Source organism: Fodinicurvata fenggangensis DSM 21160, from assembly GCF_000686045.1.
Classification (GTDB): Bacteria; Pseudomonadota; Alphaproteobacteria; order Kiloniellales; family DSM-21159; genus Fodinicurvata; species Fodinicurvata fenggangensis.
Genome location: NZ_JMLV01000007.1, coordinates 1 through 16,878 on the forward strand (window position 1 = coordinate 1; position 16,878 = coordinate 16,878).

The 16,878-nt window shown below is 66.3% G+C and carries 18 protein-coding genes; 5 read left to right on the forward strand and 13 right to left on the reverse strand.

The features are described 5' to 3' along the window. The coding region (gene glmS, locus BP38_RS0110685; RefSeq protein WP_026987716.1) for a glutamine--fructose-6-phosphate transaminase (isomerizing) at positions 1–1,167 on the forward strand (1,167 nt) is incomplete at its 5' end. 107 nt (positions 1,168–1,274) lie between these two features. Next, on the forward strand, positions 1,275–2,492 hold the full coding sequence (locus BP38_RS0110690) for a DUF418 domain-containing protein (protein WP_026987717.1): 1,218 nt from the start codon (positions 1,275–1,277) through the stop codon (positions 2,490–2,492). Here the strand turns inward: BP38_RS0110690 and BP38_RS20225 are convergent. The 3 genes from BP38_RS20225 to BP38_RS0110705 form a co-directional block, all read right to left on the reverse strand. Then, a complete protein-coding gene (locus BP38_RS20225; protein WP_051609242.1) occupies positions 2,455–3,825 on the reverse strand; it encodes a dipeptidase in 1,371 nt (456 codons plus the stop codon). The genes BP38_RS0110690 and BP38_RS20225 overlap by 38 nt on opposite strands. Positions 3,826–3,925: 100 nt before the next feature. Beyond that, positions 3,926–4,618 carry an RES family NAD+ phosphorylase gene (locus BP38_RS0110700; protein ID WP_245602388.1) on the reverse strand — a complete coding sequence of 231 codons (693 nt, stop codon included), beginning with the start codon at positions 4,616–4,618 and terminating at the stop codon, positions 3,926–3,928. Then, a complete protein-coding gene (locus BP38_RS0110705) occupies positions 4,615–5,025 on the reverse strand; it encodes an MbcA/ParS/Xre antitoxin family protein (RefSeq protein ID WP_035724781.1) in 411 nt (136 codons plus the stop codon). Before BP38_RS0110705 ends, BP38_RS0110700 begins: the two co-directional genes overlap by 4 nt. 212 nt (positions 5,026–5,237) lie before the next feature. Between BP38_RS0110705 and BP38_RS20230 the strand changes: the two genes are divergently transcribed. Together BP38_RS20230 and BP38_RS20235 are read left to right on the forward strand one after the other, a co-directional pair. Further along, a complete protein-coding gene (locus BP38_RS20230; RefSeq protein WP_051609243.1) occupies positions 5,238–6,116 on the forward strand; it encodes a MurR/RpiR family transcriptional regulator in 879 nt (292 codons plus the stop codon). A 50-nt stretch (positions 6,117–6,166) separates the two neighbouring features. Beyond that, positions 6,167–6,562 (forward strand): MmcQ/YjbR family DNA-binding protein, encoded by a 396-nt coding sequence (locus BP38_RS20235; protein WP_051609244.1) that lies wholly within the window; start codon positions 6,167–6,169, stop codon positions 6,560–6,562. A gap of 42 nt (positions 6,563–6,604) precedes the next feature. On the opposite strand, the gene BP38_RS0110720 is transcribed toward BP38_RS20235, so the two are convergent. The 8 genes from BP38_RS0110720 to BP38_RS0110755 form a co-directional block, all read right to left on the reverse strand. Beyond that, positions 6,605–7,240 (reverse strand): cysteine hydrolase family protein, encoded by a 636-nt coding sequence (locus tag BP38_RS0110720; protein WP_026987719.1) that lies wholly within the window; start codon positions 7,238–7,240, stop codon positions 6,605–6,607. After that, positions 7,237–8,043 carry an N-formylglutamate amidohydrolase gene (locus BP38_RS20240; RefSeq protein WP_051609245.1) on the reverse strand — a complete coding sequence of 269 codons (807 nt, stop codon included), beginning with the start codon at positions 8,041–8,043 and terminating at the stop codon, positions 7,237–7,239. Before BP38_RS20240 ends, BP38_RS0110720 begins: the two co-directional genes overlap by 4 nt. Then, the gene (locus BP38_RS0110730; RefSeq protein WP_051609246.1) at positions 8,043–9,359 is read right to left on the reverse strand and encodes a glutamine synthetase family protein; all 1,317 of its coding nucleotides are present in this window, start codon (positions 9,357–9,359) and stop codon (positions 8,043–8,045) included. The genes BP38_RS20240 and BP38_RS0110730 overlap by 1 nt, the downstream gene beginning before the upstream one ends. A 98-nt stretch (positions 9,360–9,457) precedes the next feature. Continuing rightward, a complete protein-coding gene (locus tag BP38_RS0110735; protein WP_026987721.1) occupies positions 9,458–10,645 on the reverse strand; it encodes an ABC transporter substrate-binding protein in 1,188 nt (395 codons plus the stop codon). Further along, entirely contained in the window at positions 10,632–11,708 is a 1,077-nt protein-coding gene (locus BP38_RS20245; protein WP_051609248.1) for a branched-chain amino acid ABC transporter permease, read from the reverse strand. The genes BP38_RS0110735 and BP38_RS20245 overlap by 14 nt, the downstream gene beginning before the upstream one ends. After that, complete coding sequence (locus tag BP38_RS0110745; protein WP_026987722.1) at positions 11,705–12,598, reverse strand: branched-chain amino acid ABC transporter permease; 894 nt, start codon at positions 12,596–12,598, stop codon at positions 11,705–11,707. Before BP38_RS0110745 ends, BP38_RS20245 begins: the two co-directional genes overlap by 4 nt. Beyond that, positions 12,595–13,371 (reverse strand): ABC transporter ATP-binding protein, encoded by a 777-nt coding sequence (locus tag BP38_RS0110750; protein WP_211250294.1) that lies wholly within the window; start codon positions 13,369–13,371, stop codon positions 12,595–12,597. The genes BP38_RS0110745 and BP38_RS0110750 overlap by 4 nt, the downstream gene beginning before the upstream one ends. Further along, positions 13,364–14,158: an ABC transporter ATP-binding protein gene (locus BP38_RS0110755; RefSeq protein ID WP_026987724.1), complete on the reverse strand. Its 795-nt coding sequence runs from the start codon at positions 14,156–14,158 to the stop codon at positions 13,364–13,366. Before BP38_RS0110755 ends, BP38_RS0110750 begins: the two co-directional genes overlap by 8 nt. A gap of 224 nt (positions 14,159–14,382) precedes the next feature. Between BP38_RS0110755 and BP38_RS0110760 the strand changes: the two genes are divergently transcribed. Further along, on the forward strand, positions 14,383–15,081 hold the full coding sequence (locus BP38_RS0110760) for a cysteine hydrolase family protein (protein ID WP_081816606.1): 699 nt from the start codon (positions 14,383–14,385) through the stop codon (positions 15,079–15,081). A 3-nt stretch (positions 15,082–15,084) separates the two neighbouring features. Here BP38_RS0110760 and BP38_RS0110765 read toward each other — a convergent pair whose 3' ends face one another. Continuing rightward, on the reverse strand, positions 15,085–16,092 hold the full coding sequence (locus BP38_RS0110765) for a P1 family peptidase (RefSeq protein WP_026987726.1): 1,008 nt from the start codon (positions 16,090–16,092) through the stop codon (positions 15,085–15,087). 16 nt (positions 16,093–16,108) lie between these two features. After that, positions 16,109–16,855, reverse strand: a complete 747-nt coding sequence (locus BP38_RS0110770) for an SDR family oxidoreductase (protein WP_026987727.1) — start codon at positions 16,853–16,855, stop codon at positions 16,109–16,111. Positions 16,856–16,878: the final 23 nt, after the last annotated feature.

The following is a 16,878-nucleotide window of genomic DNA, read 5'->3' on the forward strand; positions in this document are numbered from 1 at the left end:
CGGATCTTCGACCAGGAGGATGCCCCGGTCGAGCGCCTGGTCACGCGCACCGTCATGTCCGGCGCCATGATCGGCAAGGGCTCCTATCGCCATTTCATGCAGAAGGAAATCTTCGAGCAGCCGGTTGTCATCGGTGACACGCTGCAAAGTTATGTCGACCCCTTGAGCCGCCGGGTCACCCTGCCGGATATGCCGTTCGATTTCGCGGATATCCCGCGACTGACGGCCAGTGCCTGCGGCACCGCATTCTATGCCGGCATGATCGGCAAGTACTGGTTCGAACAGGTCGCGCGCCTGCCGGTGGATATCGACATCGCCAGCGAGTTCCGCTATCGCGAAGCGCCCCTGCCCGAAAACGGGGCCGCGCTGTTCATTTCGCAGTCCGGCGAGACCATCGATACCCTTTCGGCCCTGCGGTACACCCGAGACCAGAAGCAGCACATCCTGTCCATCGTCAACCAGCAGGAAAGTGGGATTGCCCGGGAATCCGACGTGGTGATGAAAACCCTGGCGGGACCCGAGATCGGGGTTGCCTCCACAAAGGCCTTCACCACGCAGCTTGTGGTTCTGGCCTGTCTGGCCCTGGCTGCGGGACGGGCGCGCGGCAGCCTGTCGCCCGAGGCCGAGGCCGAATTGACCTCGGCGCTCATCGAGGTGCCGGCCCAGGCCTCCTATTTCCTGGAACGTGAAGCGCAGTTGATCGAGATTGCGCACGAGATGGCCGAGGCCAGCGACATTCTCTACATGGGCCGTGGCAGCATGTACCCCCTGGCCCTGGAAGGCGCGCTGAAGTTCAAGGAGATCAGTTACCTGCATGCAGAGGGCTATGCTGCCGGCGAGCTGAAACACGGGGCCATGGCACTGATCGACGAGCATGTTCCCATTGTCGTCTGTGCGCCGAGCGGACCCCTGTTCGACAAGACGGCCGGCAACATCCAGGAGGTGATTGCGCGCGGTGGACGCGTGGTCCTGATCTCCGACGCGCAGGGCATCGAGGCGATCGGCGATAACGTGACCCATGCCGTCCAGGTCCCGGAGGTGTCGCCCTTTGTGGCCCCGATCCTCTATGCCCTGCCACTGCAGCTGCTGGCCTATCACACGGCCGTCATCAAGGGCACGGACGTGGACAAACCACGCAACCTGGCCAAGAGCGTGACGGTGGAGTAGAGACTGACACGACCCTAAAGCTTTATCCAGTTGCGGCTAGACGCCTCCCGGCAGGGCGTCTAGGTTCGGGCTGGACGCCACGCAGGATCGGTGAAGTACCTATTGTGATGCAGGACGCCTCGAGTTCTTCTGGCCGGACAGCGGCGCAGACGGTCAGTGAAAGCGCCGGTCGCCTTGTCACCGTGGATGCGCTGCGCGCCATCGCCCTGTTGGGCATCCTGATCATCAATATCCGCAGCATCAGCGGCCTGGATTTCCTGAACGCCGAAACCCTGGCCACGGTCCAGGGCGGGGGCGACCGCTTGGCGGCCACCACGCTGGCCGTTCTGGTCAAGGGCAAGTCGCTGTCGGCCTTTTCCTTCCTGTTCGGCTTCAGCTTCACGCTGTTCCTGGCCAGCTGCATCCGCAACCAGCGGCCCTTCCTGTCGCTCTATCTGCGGCGCATCTTTTTCCTGTTCTGCTTCGGCCTGATCAACGCGGCCTTCTTCTACTGGGGCGACATCCTGATCAACTATGCGGTCCTGGGCCTGTTGCTGCTGGTCGCCTTCCGCCTGCCCCAGTGGCTGGTGCTGACCCTGTCGCTGATCCTGCTGCTGGTCCTGCCCATCGCCATGGCCATCAGCGACATGCCGGTGGCCGACCCGGGCATGCTGTACGAGGGGCTGCGCTCGCTGGCGGCCTACAGCGACCCCTCGTTCTGGACCACGGTGGAGCATAACCTGAAGCGCTTCTTCGGGCCGTCGGACGAGCTGTCGGTGGTGCGCCTGTGGCGTTATACCGACATCGTGGGGCTGTTCCTGCTGGGGCTGTGGACCGGGCGGGCCGGCCTGTTGCACGACGTGACGCGCCATCACCGCACGCTGCTGGCCATCGCGCTGGTCGCCGTGCCGGCGGGCCTGGTCCTGGAGCTGGGGCGCGCCCTGGCCACGGCCGAAAGCACGCCCCAGGCCGCTTTCATGGCCGGCACGCCGGTGCTGGCCGTGGGCTATATCGCCACGGCCGCCCTGCTGCTGAACCTGGCCTGCGCGGCGCCGGTGCGGAACTTCTTCGCACCGGCGGGCAAGATGGCGCTGACCGTCTATCTGATGAGCGGCCTGATCGGCGAGATCATCTTCTATGGCTGGGGCCTGGACCTGATCGGCGAGGTCGGCACCATGGAGGTGCTGGGCATCGCCATCCTGGTCTATGCCGGGCTGCTGGCCTTCTGCCACCTCTGGCTTGGCCGCTTCCGCTTTGGCCCCTGGGAATGGGTCTGGCGCTGCCTGACCTATCTGCAGTGGCTGCCCATCACGAAGCGGGCCCCTGAACAAGCGGCGCCCCGATAAGCGGTGCCTCGCTGAGCGGTGTCTCGATCCGCGGTTCGCGCGGGCCCAGACCCTGGGCCGTGGCACAGACCGTGTCGGCTGTGCCCGCCGTGCCGCCGGGCAGCACCTGCAGGAAGGCGCGGCAGGAGTTGCGCCCGGCAATGTCGCGAATGGCCTCCTCGTCAAAGGGCTGCGGCCGCTGCCGCATGATGGCGGTCAGGCTGTTCAACTCCTCCACCCCGATCAGCGGCAGGACCGAGCCGTCATAGTCCGAGCCATAGGCGATGTTGCGCGCCGGGGGCAGGTTCATGTCCTCCGCGATCTCCATGATGTGTTCCATGGCGTCGGCAATGCGCCAGGGGCTGTCCCCCACCGCGCGCGTCCAGAAACCCACGCCGATCACGCCGTCGTTGCGCAGCACATGGCGGATGTCCGAATCACTCAGGTTGCGGTCCAGGGTACAGGGCGGGGCACAGCCCTCCTTCACGCCGCTGTGCGAGATGACAAAGGGCTGCTGCAGCAGTTCGGCCGCCTCGTGCAGGCCGTTCTGCGAGATGTGCGCCAGATCGATCATCATGCCCAGGCGCTCGGCCTCCTGCAGCGCGACGCGCCCGTGCTGGGTCAGGCCATGGCGCCGGCGCCCCTCGTTGGATCCGGACAGGTTGTTGTCGAAGCGATGGACCGGCGCGAAAAGGCGCACGCCGGCGTCGAACAGCTCGCGCACCTCGGCCTTCACCTGTTCGTCGCTCTTGTTCCCGCCGCCGATCCAATGCGCGCCCTCCAGGCCCAGGATGCCGCCGATCACGGCCTCGCCCTGGCGCCGGCGCTGGACCAGCTGGCGCAGGTCCTCGGCGGACTGGATGTGCAGCAGTTCGGGGGCGTCCTCATCCTCGCGCGAGCGCTCCACGGCATCCTTGAAGCGGTTGATCTGATACAGCGCGCGGCCCCGGGAACTGAAGGCCGGCCGGCCCTGCATGGCCGCCAGCACGGCCGCCATGTTCAGGCTGTGGCTGCTGACGTGGTCGCTCCAGGGCATCTTCAGCGGGCTCATGGTCACCATGGTAAAGACCTGCAGGGCCACGTTGCCCTCCCTCAGGCGCGGCAGGTCCACGTGACCGGCATAGCCCCGGGCCAGCAGGTCACGGTTCCACTTCAGGGTATCGGCATGCATGTCCGCGATGAACAGCGACTGGTGCAGGGCCGCGTCCTCGGGCGTGACGATCGCCTTCTCCAGCCCCGGGGCGGGCTTGTTCATCTGTCGGTCATAGATGTCTATGAGCGGTTCCAGACTCAGCATGGTTGTCGCCAGACCCATCAGGGCGAGGATCACGAACCAGATTTTCAGACCTCGCACGCGCAGGTCCCCTTTCTTCCGGTCTCAAAACAGCCGGCACCTCACCAGAAGCTGTTCGTCCTGTCCAGCCTGTCCACCCCCGGAATGCGGTACTTACGGGCTAGAGGACAAAGATCGCGGACGTGCGCATATTGCGGACCCTGTCGACCGAGGTCCCGTCCCAGTGAAAGTGGTAGTGATCCCCCTGCACCGGTACGCTCATGAGATCGGGCCAGAACACCGCGGCACATTCCCCCTGGGCACAGCGCACGCTGCGGAAGACAAGGCCGTTGCTGCCCTCAGCGCGCAAGCGCCGGCCGAGCCGTTGAGACAGGCTGTAGTCATCCGGATGGTGATAGTCCGCGAAAGGGCGCAGGTCGTGCAGGTCCAGATCGATGCTGTTCACGAGAAGCCGGAACTGCGAGGTCCAGCCGGGCTCCTCGCCGCTGTCGGCCATGGCGACAGCATGGTGGTGGGCCACCTCGTACAGCGCGACCTCCTCGCTGTCGCCGGCGCTGTAGACACCATAGGTTCCATCGGTGAAACGTCCCGGCCGGTCGGGCGAGACATGAACGAAAGGCGCCATGAGCCAGCTGGCCCCCGGGCCGCTCACGCGCCGTTCGGGCGGCACCAGGTCGAGCTGTCCCAGCTGTTCCCAGATACGCGGATTGGTCTTGGACTCCGCCGAGGCCAGCGCCTCCCAATCCCGGGGATCGGCGATGTCCTCGAACAGATCGATGGGCGGATAGATCGAACGGATGATCCTGTAGGCCTGGGGCCAGGTGACGCGGGCCAGATCCGGCTCGGCACTCACCAGCCACCACGCTCCGCATCCAGATAGGCGCGTACGCGCTGCAGGGAAAAGATGTCCCCCTCGGCCATCACCTCGATGGGTGCACGGCCCTGGAAGGCGCGGTTGGGTTTGCGAACCCAGGCATAGCCCCGGTCCGGCTCCGTGAAGAGGTGGCGCAGCCCCTTGTGGATCCCCATCAGCAGCGACAAGCGGGTGGCCAGGTCCCGGTCGATGCGCCCGATGTCCCCGGCCTTCCAGCGTGCATAGGTCCGCGCGGGAAGACCGCCCAGGACCTCCTGGGCCTGCGCCGCCGTGATCTGCCACTTGTCGAAAAGCCGGATCACGGCCCGCGCCATGGCACGCGCTTCTTCAGCGGTGATTCGCGGACTGTCCGGGCGGGCTCTTGTCTTCTCGACTTCCTGCAGCATGATTCAACTCCTTTGGCATAATATAGGTCTATTATTGCCATTTGGCAATCGCTCTGCTGCAAGGAAACTCCGGGAACAAGAACGGCATGTACCCGGGCCACGGCCGTCAAAACAGAATTGGCGCGCCCGCCGTAACAGATGGTACAGTAAGCACGATTCAACCGCTGAACTTGATCAGATCATACGGATCACGGCCAGGGAGCCCCTTGGGCATGGCGAACATAACCGAACGCATCCGGCGGGAAATGGGCCAGTTCACCCGCACCGAACGGCGCATCGCCCATGTGCTGCTGTCCAGCTATCCGGCGGCCGGCCTGGAAACCGTGGCGCAGTTCGCCGGGCGGGCCGAGACCAGCGGCCCCTCGATCCTGCGCTTCATCGGCAAGATCGGCTTCGGCAGCTATGCCGAGTTCCAGCATCAGCTGCGCGCCGAGGTGACCGCCGTGATGCAGTCGCCGCTGACCCGCTCGCGCGCCGACGAGGCGGAGGGCGACAGCGCCGAGGTCCGCATCAGCGAATTCGGCAGCCGCACCATCGAGAACATGACCCGGGCGCTGGAGCTGCTGGACGAGGCCACGGTGGAGGCGGTCACTGGCCTGCTGGCCGAGGACCGGCGCCCGGTCTATCTGATCGGCGGGCGCTTCAGCCGGGCCAATGCGCTGTGGACCTATCAGTTCCTGCGCGAAATGCGTCCGCGCGTGCACCTGGTGGACGGCCAGCCCTCGACCTGGGTGGATCACCTGGTGGACCTGGACCGCCGTTCGGTGCTGATCGTCTTCGACTACCGACGCTACCAGGCCGACGTGAAAAGCTTCACCGAGCAGGCCGTGGCCCGCAAGGCGACGGTGATCGCGGTGACCGACGAATGGATGTCACCGGCCGCCGCCCTGGCCGACCACGTCATCACGGCGCCGGTGGCCGTGCCCTCGCTGTTCGATTCCACCATTGCCGGCCTGATGCAGATGGAAGCGATCATCGCGCGGCTGGGCGAACGCCTGGGCGCCAAGGGCCACAAGAGGATCGCCGAGATCGAACGGGCGCGCTTCGCCCACGAGGGACGCCCCTGTTCCACGCCGCCGGAGAGCGCCTGAAGGCCCTGCTGAAGACGCGGCCTGACACGAAACAATGGGGAGATACTGCTGTGCGGTTGGAGGACTATAACGCGTTCTGTGCATCCCTGCCGCACACCATGCATGTGGTGCAATGGGGCGGTGCCCATGTCTGGAAGGTTGGCGGCAAGGTCTTTGCCATCGCCGGCTGGGGGGACCGCGAGACGCTTGGCGTGACCTTCAAGTGCTCGGAGGGCGCCTTTGACATTCTGAGGGAACAGCCCGGGCTGCGCCCCGCGCCCTATCTCGCCGCGCGCGGACTGAAGTGGATCCAGCGCCTGACGCCGGAAACGATGGACGACGCCACACTGCGGGACTACCTGCGCGAAAGTCACCGGATCGTGGCCGCGGGCCTGCCCAAAAAGACCCGCCGGGAGCTCGGGCTTGGGGAGTTCGGGCCTGCCGAGTCCCGACCTAAGAGGGACTGAATTTGCTGTCCGGACGGGCGCCGCTCGAGCTCGAACGAGACCTCACGCGGTCCTGTTGGCCCCGTGCTCCAGTTCGGCCAGCAGCTCCTCGCTCCGTGCCTGCCGGCAATAGCCCTTGAAGGCGTTGAGCGCGGCCAGGTGGCGCTCCTCACTGTCAGTGGTGCAGGCATCCACGGGGCAGACCATGCGCAAGCCGCGGTCCGAGCCGTCGCGCACCGTGTGATCGATGCACTGGTCGGTCAGGAAGCCGGTTACCACCACCGTGTCCAGGCCCATGTTACGCAGCAGGTATTCGAAGATCGTCGAGTTGAACAGGCTGGACGAGGTCTTGGGCAGGACCAGTTCGTCCTCGCCCGGCGCAACTTCATCGATCACCCTTGCCTCGTGACTGCCGGGCAGGATGTGAAATCCCGTCTGCTTGTAGTCCCAGCCGCGGTCGCGGCCGTCGCGGGTCAGGCTCTCGATGACGGTATAGATCACCTCCGCCCCACCGGCGCGCCCGGCCTGGACCAGGCGCTGCATGTTGGGAATGGCCATGTCGCGGGCCGTGCGGAAGAAATAGGGCCGCGTTTTCTCGGCCTCGGGGTTGAAGATGCCGTTCTGCACGTCGATCACCAGAATCGCCGTGGCCGCGGGATCAAGCGGCGCGTTGCGTTCGGGCAGGACGAAGCGGCTCATTGCGCGACACTCCTGTAGGCCTCACGCGCCGCGCGCAGCACGCGCTCCAGGCGCTCGGCCCAGGTCTCGGCCGCTTTGTCCCCCACCGTCGTGTCCTGGCGCAGCTCGAACTCCACATAATCGATGCCGCGTTTCTCGGCATGCAGCGGAATGGAATAGTCGCCCTCCATGACCACGGTATAGGGCTCGTTCTCGCCCACGTTCAGCCCCGCTTCCTTTTGCAGCTCGGCCAGGACGGGCCGGCCGAAGCGGTCGTTGTCGGCCCACATGACCGAGACCTGCCAGGGCCGGTCCTGCTCCCGCGCGCGCAGTTCCGGCGTGAAGCTGTGGACCGAGACCAGGATGGTCTCCTGCCCCGCCTTCTGGCGGGCCTGCAGCGCCGCCTCGATGCGCTCGTGATAGGGCATCAGGACCTCGTCGCGCCGCTGTTCCCGTTCGGCCTGCGACAGCTCCTGGTTGGCCGGGATGGTCGTGCCGTCCGAGACGGGCGGGATGGAATCGGCCACCTGGGTCTGACGGTTGGAATCGATCACCAGGCGGGAATAGGGCTGGTAATAGAGCGGCGCGTTCAGGCGCTGGGACAGGCGCTTGGCGATCTCCAGCGCGCCGATGTCGATGGCGATATGCCGCTCCAGCTCCTCGCGCGGCAGGCCCAGGTCGTCGAGCGCCTGGGGCACGGCATTGCCGGCATGATCACAGATCAGGAAGAAGGGCGAGTCCCCCTCTGGATTGACGACACCGGCCGGATCGGGGTCGCCCGGCTGCAACAGACGCTGTTCCTTGTTCTCGCGTGTGGCGGACATCAGTAGACCTCGGTGTAAAGCTGGCAGATTTCATCGGTGGACTTGCCCTTGAGCATCCCGATCTCGCCGCGCTTGTGCATGATATAGGCCTCGGCCAGCTCGGGCCCCAGCCAGGACAGCGCCTTGGCATCACCCTCCAATGCCTGCAGCGCCTCCTCCAGGCTTTGCGGCAGGGTGGTGATGCCGCGCGCGGCGCGCTCCTCGACGGACAGGGTCTCGGGATCCTCCTGGCCGATGATGGGTGCAGGCAGCTCCTCGCGAATTCCGGCCAGGCCGGCATAGACCAGCATGCCCAGCTGCAGGTAGGGACTGGCCGCCGCATCGGCGGCGCGGTACTCGAGGTTGTAGCGCTTGGCCACGTCCACCGAGGGATCCTCGGGCACTGGACAGATGCGCAAGGTCGCCTCGCGGTCGCGCAGGCCCAGGTTGGTCCAGTAGGCGGACCAGGAATGCGGCTTCAGGCGCTCGTAGGACATGACGCTGGGCGTCGCCAACGCGCAGAGCGCACGGGCGTGGCGCAGCAGGCCGGCGCTGAAGCTCGCGGCCTGGCGGCTCAGTCCTCCCGGTCCGTCGGGATCGTAGGTCACGGGATTGCCCTGGTCGTCGGTGAAGCTGAAGTGGATATGCACCCCATTGCCCGCCGCACCCCGCGTGACCACGGGCGAGAAGCTGACATGCCCGCCGTGGCGACGGCCCAGGGCGCGCGTGATCTCGCGCAGCTTCACGGCGTGGTCGGCGGCGGCCAGGCCATCGGCGGGATCGATTGTGACCTCGAACTGGCGCGGGCCGTATTCCGGCAGGAAGGTGTCGGGCTGGATGCCGTTGGCGCGCAGCGCGCCGATCAGCTCGTTGATGAACTCCTCGACACCGCGCAGCGAGCCGATGGAATAGGAATCGCCCACCCGGTCGTCGGCGGCGTCATAGTGAAACTCGTGCTCGAAGGCCGCCAGCAGGTTCAGCCCCGTCTCGGCCTTCAGGTCAGCAAGCGCGCGGCGCAGGAAGCTGCGCGGGCAGCAGCTCCAGGGCTGGCCGTCCAGCGTCTTTATGTCACCCAGGATGAAATGCTCGACGGGCGCGTCGTCATAGTCCAGGCGCACGTCGCCGTCCGGGTCCGGGGTCAGTATCAGGTCACCAAGCGCACCCCAGGGCGTGGCCTGGATGCTGCCGAAGCAGTTGATCATGCTGTTGGTCGGGGTCCAGCCGACGCCGAACTTGCGCCGCTTTTCCAGGTCGCGCGCGGGAAACCCCTTGCCACGCACCTGTCCGGCCAGGTCCGAGGTGCAGAGGGTCACGATGGATTCGGCTTCAAATGCCATGGCGCAGCTTTCTCCAAATTAATCTTGGCCGGTCTTTTCAGGGCAGGAAGGGCGGGAGGCGGCAGCCAGGCCGCCTCCCGCCGGACAAGGACGCGTCCTTACTCCTGCAGTTCGCCCTCGAGGCCTTCCTCGGGACGCCAGATCTCCAGGACGTTGAACTCACCGCCCTGCACCTCGATGATCGAGATGGGCTTCGGCGGCACCATGTTCTCACGCGTGTAGGAGATCGGGCCGGTCACCGCCTTGTAATCGCGGGTCTGCTCCAGGGCATCCCGGATGTCGGCGGGATCGGCAGAACCGGCGGTCTCGATGGCATTGGCGATCAGGCCGATGGCATCGTAGCCCAGCGGCGTGAAGGAGTTCTCGGGCGGACGGTCGTATTCCTCCTCGTAGTCCGCGATGAACTGCTCCACCTCGGGACGGTCGTCGCCGCGGTAGGTGTGGCTGGAGAAATAGACGTCGTTGGCCAGCTCCGGCCCCGGCGTTTCCGCCACCAGCGGGGTGTCGAAGCCGTCACCCGAGACGATGGGGATGTCGATCCCGGCCTCGCGGATCTGACGCACCGTCAGGCCGGCCTCGCTGGGGATGGCCGAGATGAAGACGCCTTCCACCGGCGGATCCAGGGATTCCATGCGCGAAATCTGGCTGGAGAAGTCCGTGTCGCCCATCATGAAGCTGACTTCCTCGGCGATCTCACCGCCGTTCTCCTTGAAGCGCTCCTTGAAGAACTTGGACAGGGCCTTGGTGAAGTCCATGGACTCGTCGGTCCAGACCATGACCCGATCGAGATCGAGCTCCTCGCTGGCGTAGTCGGCGATGGCGTAGGACTGGTCATCATCGCCGAAGGCGGTCATGAACATGTAATCGCCAACCCAGGTCGGCAGCATCGGGTGCGTGGCCCCGGAGGTCACGAAGGGGATGCCGTTTTCCTGGAAGGTCGGGGCGGCGGCCATGACGAAGGTGGTGTCGCCGTAGCCGATGCCGGCCACGACGTCCTCGGACACCGCTTCCTGGGCTGCGGTGGCCGTTTCGCCCTGGTCGGTGCGGGTGTCGTAGGAGATCAACTCGACCTCGCGGCCCAGCAGGCCGCCGGCTTCGTTGATCTGCTTCACCCGCAACTCGGCGGCGGCGAGCGCCGGCGCGTCGATGGAAGACATGCCCCCGGTCAGGTTATAGAGTGCGGCAATACGGATCGGTTCGTCGTCCTGGGCGGACGCACCTCCAATTCCCAGGCTGAGAGCCAGTGCGCCAGCGGCGACACCGGTCAACAAGTCACGACGTTTCATTAGGAAACCCTCCTCTGTGCTCGTGGGATGTTTTACTTGGTGGTTTGCCAGGCGTTGTCATCCGCCTGGTTACCGGCTCGCCGGAGCCGAAGAGCCCCTGCGGCCGGAATAGCAGCACCGCGATCAGGAGGGTCGCGGTGACGATCTGGACGAGGCCATAGGCATCGATGGCCCGCTCAATGGGGCGTGCCGCCTCGCTGATGACGCTGAGCGCGATGGCCGCCAGCGCGGCGCCGATCAGGCTGCCGCTGCCGCCGAGCACCACCATGACGACGATCATGAAGGCCGTCACGATGCCGAAGGAGTTGGGCGTCAGGTTGGTGACCAGATGCGCCCAGAGTGCGCCGGCCACACCGGCGAAGAAGGCCCCCAGGACGAAGGCGAACAGCTTCAGCCGCGCGCGGCGCACGCCAATGGAGGCCGAGGCCAGCTCGTTCTCGCGGATCGACATCAGGGCCCGCCCCAGCGAGGCATGCTTCAACTGCCAGGTCACGAACAGCGTGACCGCCACCCAGCCGTAAATCCACCAGAGATTGGACAGGCGCGGCAGGCCCGCCAGCCCGATGGCGCCGCGCGTGATGGAGTCCATGTTGTTGATCAGCACCTGCACGATGACGATCAGGCCCAGGGTGGCCACGGCCAGGTAGTGCCCGCGCAGGCGCAGCACCGGAAAGCCGGCGATCAGCGCCGCCACGGCCGCCACCACGCCGCCGGCCAGTGTCGCCGGCAGCAGGGACAGCTCGGACGTGGCGATGAACTCGGGCAGGCCGGGCAGCATGGTGGACTTGCGCATTGCCGGGAAGGTCAGGATCGCCGCCGTGTAGCCGCCCAGCATCATGAAGGCGGGATGGCCCAGCGAGAAAAGGCCCGTCAGGCCGTTCGAGAAGGACAGGCTGACCGCCAGGATGATGTTGATGCCGGCAAAGCCGATGACGGTGCGCTCGAAGGGCGTCAGCCAGGCCTCGGCCCCGGCGATCAGCGCCGCGCCGATCAGCAGCAGCCCGATGCCAAGCGCGGCCGGATTGTGGCGCAGTCTGTCCATCATGCCCGTTCCCCCCGTCATGCCCGTTCCTCCGCTGGCTTTCCGAGCAGTCCGTTCGGCATGACCAGCAGCACCAGGATCAACAGGCCGAAGACGAAGGCGTCACGATAGGATCCGTATTCGCTGGGCAGCATGCCGACGATCATGATCTCGGCCATGCCCAGCAGGTAGCCGCCGAGCGCCGCGCCCGCCAGGCTGCCGACCCCGCCGATGACGGCGGCGACGAAGGCCTTCAGGCCGGGCACGAAGCCCATCAGGGGATCGATCTGGCCATAGCGCCCGCCCCACATCAGGCCGGCCAGGCCGGCCAGCGCGCCACCCACGGCGAAGGCCGCCGTGATGACGCGGTTGACGGGGATACCCATCAGCTGTGCCGCCGAGACGTTCTCGGAGGTGGCGCGCATGGCGATGCCCAGGCGTGTGCGCTTGACGAACAGCGTCAGCACCAGCAGCGAGATCAGGGTGGCGGCGACGATCAGGATGTCCAGGGTCGTCACGCGGGCGCCGAAGAAGTCGTGGTTCGTGCGCAGCAGGCCCGGCAGGCGCACCGAGCGCGGCTGCGCGCTCAGCAGCAGGATGCCGACGTTCTGGATCAGGATCGAGACCCCCAGCGAGGTGATGAAGCCGTTGACCTGAGGCGCCTGGCGCTGGGGCCGGAAGACCAGGAACTCGATGATCGCCGCCACCGCGGCCCCCACGGCCAGCGTGGCCGGCACGATCACCCAGAGCGGCAGGCCGGCCGCGGCGAAGACCAGGAAGGTGCTGAACGCACCGATCATCGCCACGTCGCCATGGGCGAAGTTGATCAGGCGCACGATGGAATAGATCATCGAGAAGCCCACCGCCACCAGGGCGTACATGGACCCCAGGACCAGACCGTTGATCAGCTGCTGCAGGACATAGGCGCTCATGAGGAGGTCTCCATGGGCGGGATCTCAGCTCCTGTGGCTTGTGTCGTCTCGATTCCCAGATAGGCCTCCCGGACCGAGGGGTCCTCGGCCAGCTCGCTGGCGTTGCCGGAAATCGTGATCTTCCCGTTCTCGATCACATAGGCCCGGTCGGCGACCTCCAGCGCCATGGCGGCATTCTGCTCGACCAGGAAGACCGTGGTGCCCTGGGCACGGATCTCCTCGATCCGGTCGAAGATCTGGTCGATCACCTGGGGTGCCAGGCCGAGCGAGGGCTCGTCCAGCATCAACAGGCGCGGACGCGACATCAGGGCCCGGGTCAGCGCCAGCATCATCTGCTCGCCGCCCGACAGCTGCCCGGCCTTCAGGTCGGCGCGCTCGCGCAGGATGGGAAACAGCTCGAAGTAATGCTCCACGTCAGCGCCGATCTGGTCGTCATGGCGCAGGTAGGCGCCCATGCGCAGGTTCTCCATCACCGACAGGCCGCCGAAGACCTGCCGCCCCTCGGGACAGTGCGCGATGCCCAGCTTGACGATGTTTTCGGGGCGCAGGCTGGTCAGCGAAACCGGCCCTGACTCTCCGGCAAAAGTGATGCTGCCGCTTTTCGGGCGCAGCAGGCCGGAAATGGTGGAGAGAGTCGAGGTCTTGCCGGCCCCGTTGCCCCCCAGCAGGGCCACGATCTCGCCCTGCCCCACCGACAGCGACACATCGTTCAGCACCTGCGAGGCGCCGCGCCAGACATTAATGCTTTCCACCTTCAGCAGCGCGTCAGGCAACCTTCTTCCCCCTGCCCTTGCCAAGATAGGCCTCCGCCACCGCCGGTGTCGCCTGCACCTCCTCGGGCGTGCCGTCGGCAATCAGTTCACCGCGATTGAGCACCTGGACACGCCGGCACAGCGACATGACGAAGCGCATGTCGTGTTCCACCAGCACCAGGGTCAGGCCCAGGTCCTCGTGGATCACGGCAATCATCTTCTTGAGTTCCTCGGTTTCCGTGGCGTTCATGCCGGCGGCCGGCTCGTCCAGCAGCAGCACGCGCGGCTCGGTGGCCAGCGCGCGGGCGATCTCGAGCTTGCGCTGATGGCCATAGGGCATGTCGCCGGCGCGCTGGTCGATGAAATCCGCCAGCCCCACGGTTTCCATCAGGGCACAGGCCTTCTCGCGCATCCGGCGCTCGCTGGCGCGTGCGCCCGGCAGCGCCAGGATGGTGGACAGCCAGCCCGCGCCATGGCGCATGTGATAGCCGGCGGCCACGTTTTCCCAGGCGGAGAGATCCTTGAACAGGCGGATGTTCTGGAAGCTGCGGGCGATGCCGGCCTCGGCGAAGGCTTCGGGTTGCGATCCCGTCAGGTTGCGGCCGTCCAGCGAGATGCTGCCGGCCGAGGGCGGCAACACGCCGGAGAGCAGGTTGAAGGCCGTGGTCTTGCCGGCGCCGTTGGGTCCGATCAGGCCCAGCAGATCGCCCTTGGAGAGCTTCACGGAATAGTCCTGCAGCGCCACGACACCGCCAAATCGCCGGCTCAAACGATCGCCTTCCAACAGCGTATCTGGCGTATCAACCATCTCTGACCCTTTGCAGGATTTCGTTTGTTTGCACGCCGTCAATTCTGGCGCAGCTGTGAATGATACGTTACAAAATACCGATAAACCTTGCAATCCTGTAATGATTGACAAAGCCTTTTTCCACGGCGAAGAAACATCTTCCAGCAAGCAGCGCCGGCGCGCCACAAGGGCTGCACCGGCCCCAGGTCCACAAGACTGAGAGACAAGAGGAGCCCGCAGAAACCATGACCAGGACCCTGAACCCGATTCCGCCCGTCGACGCCGAAGACGGCAGTTACCGTTACCGCCCCATCGAACCCGGCAAGACGGCGCTGCTGTCCATCGACATGCAGAACATGGAGGCCGGCAAGCCCTTGCGCGAACGCGCCAAGGTCGAAGGCACCCCGGAGTGGAAGAAGCGCTTTTTCTTCGAGCGCGTGGAGACTGTGGTCATCCCCGCCCAGCAGCGCCTGCAGGCGGCCGCGCGGGCGGCGGGCATCGAGGTCATCTACACCGTGATCCAGAGCCTGACCCAGGACGGGCGTGACCGCAGCCTGGACCACAAGATCTCGCGCCTGCACGCGGCCAAGGGCTCCTGGGAAGGCGCCGTGATCGACGAGGTCGCCCCGGTGGGCGACGAGATCGTCATTCCCAAGACGGCCTCGGGCATCTTCAACTGCACCAACATCGAATACGTCCTGCGCAACCTGGGCGTCGAATACCTGGTCGTCTATGGCGTGGTCACCGACCAGTGCGTCGAATCCACCGTGCGCGATGCCGCCGACCGCGGCTTCATGGTGACCGAGATCGAGGACGCCTGCGCCACCTATACCGAGGATCGCCACCTGCGCTCCATCAAGGCCATGGACGGCCACTACGCCCGCGCGCTGTCTGCCGACAGCTTCATCGCCGAGTTGGACGCCCTGGGCCTGAAGACGGCGTAAGGCTCAGGTCCTGCCCCAAGCTTCCTGCCACGTCGGCAGGCTATCCCCCTCTGCCGGCGTGGCGGCATGAACACCGCGGGCGATGGCGCGCGCCAGACAGCTCGCGGCGGCGTGTCCCAGCAGCATCTGGTCGCTGGCCGGGTCCTCCAGCGGCCGCGCCCCGGTGGCCAGTGAGAAGACCAGATCCCCGTCCAGCGGCGTGTGCGAGGGCACCAGACTGCGCGCCATGCCATCATGGGCCACGGTCGCCAGGCGCTTGGCCTGCCCCTTGGTCAGCACGGCATCGGTGGCGACAATGGCAATCGTGGTGTTGGCCTTGGCGTTCAGCGCCTCCAGCGTCTTGTTCTTCGGCAGGGTAAGCGGCACGGCCTCGGGACAGGGTCCAAGGCCCCCGAATTCGGCGCCCACCTCAAAGGGCGCCGCCCAGAAGTGGGGGTGCCCGGGCACGTTCGCACTGCCGAAGGCATTGACGGCCACCAGCGCGCCCACCGTATGCCCTGAGTCCAGAACCAGGGAGGCGGAGCCCAGACCACCCTTCAGCTCGGCGGTGCTGGCACCGGTGCCGGCCCCGGCGGTGCCGAGGGCGAAGTCCGTGCTGACGGCCTCCAGGGCCTCCGCACCCAAGGCCCGGTAAGGGTTGTTGTTCCAGTCCTTGTCGCCGCCATTCAGCAGGTCGAAGAGGATGGCCGAGGGCACGATGGGCACCCGCATGTCGCCCACGGCAAAGCCGCGCCCCTGCGCGCGCAGGGCATCCACCACGCCCGAGGCGGCATCCAGGCCGAAGGCAGAGCCGCCGGAGAGCACCAGGGCGTCCACCCCCTGCACCGTCTTGTCGGGCGCCAGCAGGTCGGTCTCCCGCGTGCCCGGCGCACCGCCCATGACCTCCACCGCGGCAACGGCCGGCTGGTCGGCCAGCAGGACCGTGGTTCCGGACTTGACCCGCTCGTTCCGGGCATTGCCGACCTTCAGGCCGGGTACATCGGTAATCAGGTTGCGCACACCGGGTTTCATGCCCCCTCCCTTGCGTTCAGATGCAGCGTCCGCCGTCCACTTCCATGGCGACACCGGTCACCATGGAGGCCTCGTCCGAGCAGAGGAAGGCTGCGGTATTGCCCATGTCCTCGGCGGTGGAGAAGCGGCCGATGGGAATGGTCGAGAGGAACTTGGCCCGGACCTCGGGCGTGTCCTCGCCCATGAAGGACTTGAGCAGCGGCGTGTCACCGGCCACGGGATTGATGGCGTTGACGCGTATGCCGGCCGGGGCCAGCTCCACCGCCATGGCCTTGGTGGCCGTGATCATCCAGCCCTTCGAGGCATTGTACCAGGACAGGCGCGGACGCGGGCTGACGCCGCCGGTGGAGGCAACGTTCAGGATGGCGCCGGTCCCGCGTTCCTTCATGTGTGGCAGCAGGGCCCGGGCCGTCAGGTAGACGGACTTCGTGTTCACCGCCAGCACGCGATCGAAGTCCTCCTCGCTGACCTCTTCCATGGCGGCCGGCAGGTGCGTAACCCCGGCGTTATTCACCAGGATGTCCACCTGGCCGAAGGCCTCCAGCGCCGCCTGGCTCATCGCCTCGACGCTGTCCTTGCTGGCCACGTCCACTTTCTGTGCGATGGCCCTGTCGCCCAGCTCGCCGGCCAGGCTTTCGGCGGCCTCGCCATTGATGTCGGCGATCATGACCCGGGCGCCCTCGTCCAGGAACTTGCGCACGATGCCGGCTCCGAAGCCCGAGGCGCCGCCGGTCACGATGGCCGTCTTGTCCTTCAGTCTCATGCTCTTGTTGTCCTTTGTCTCTG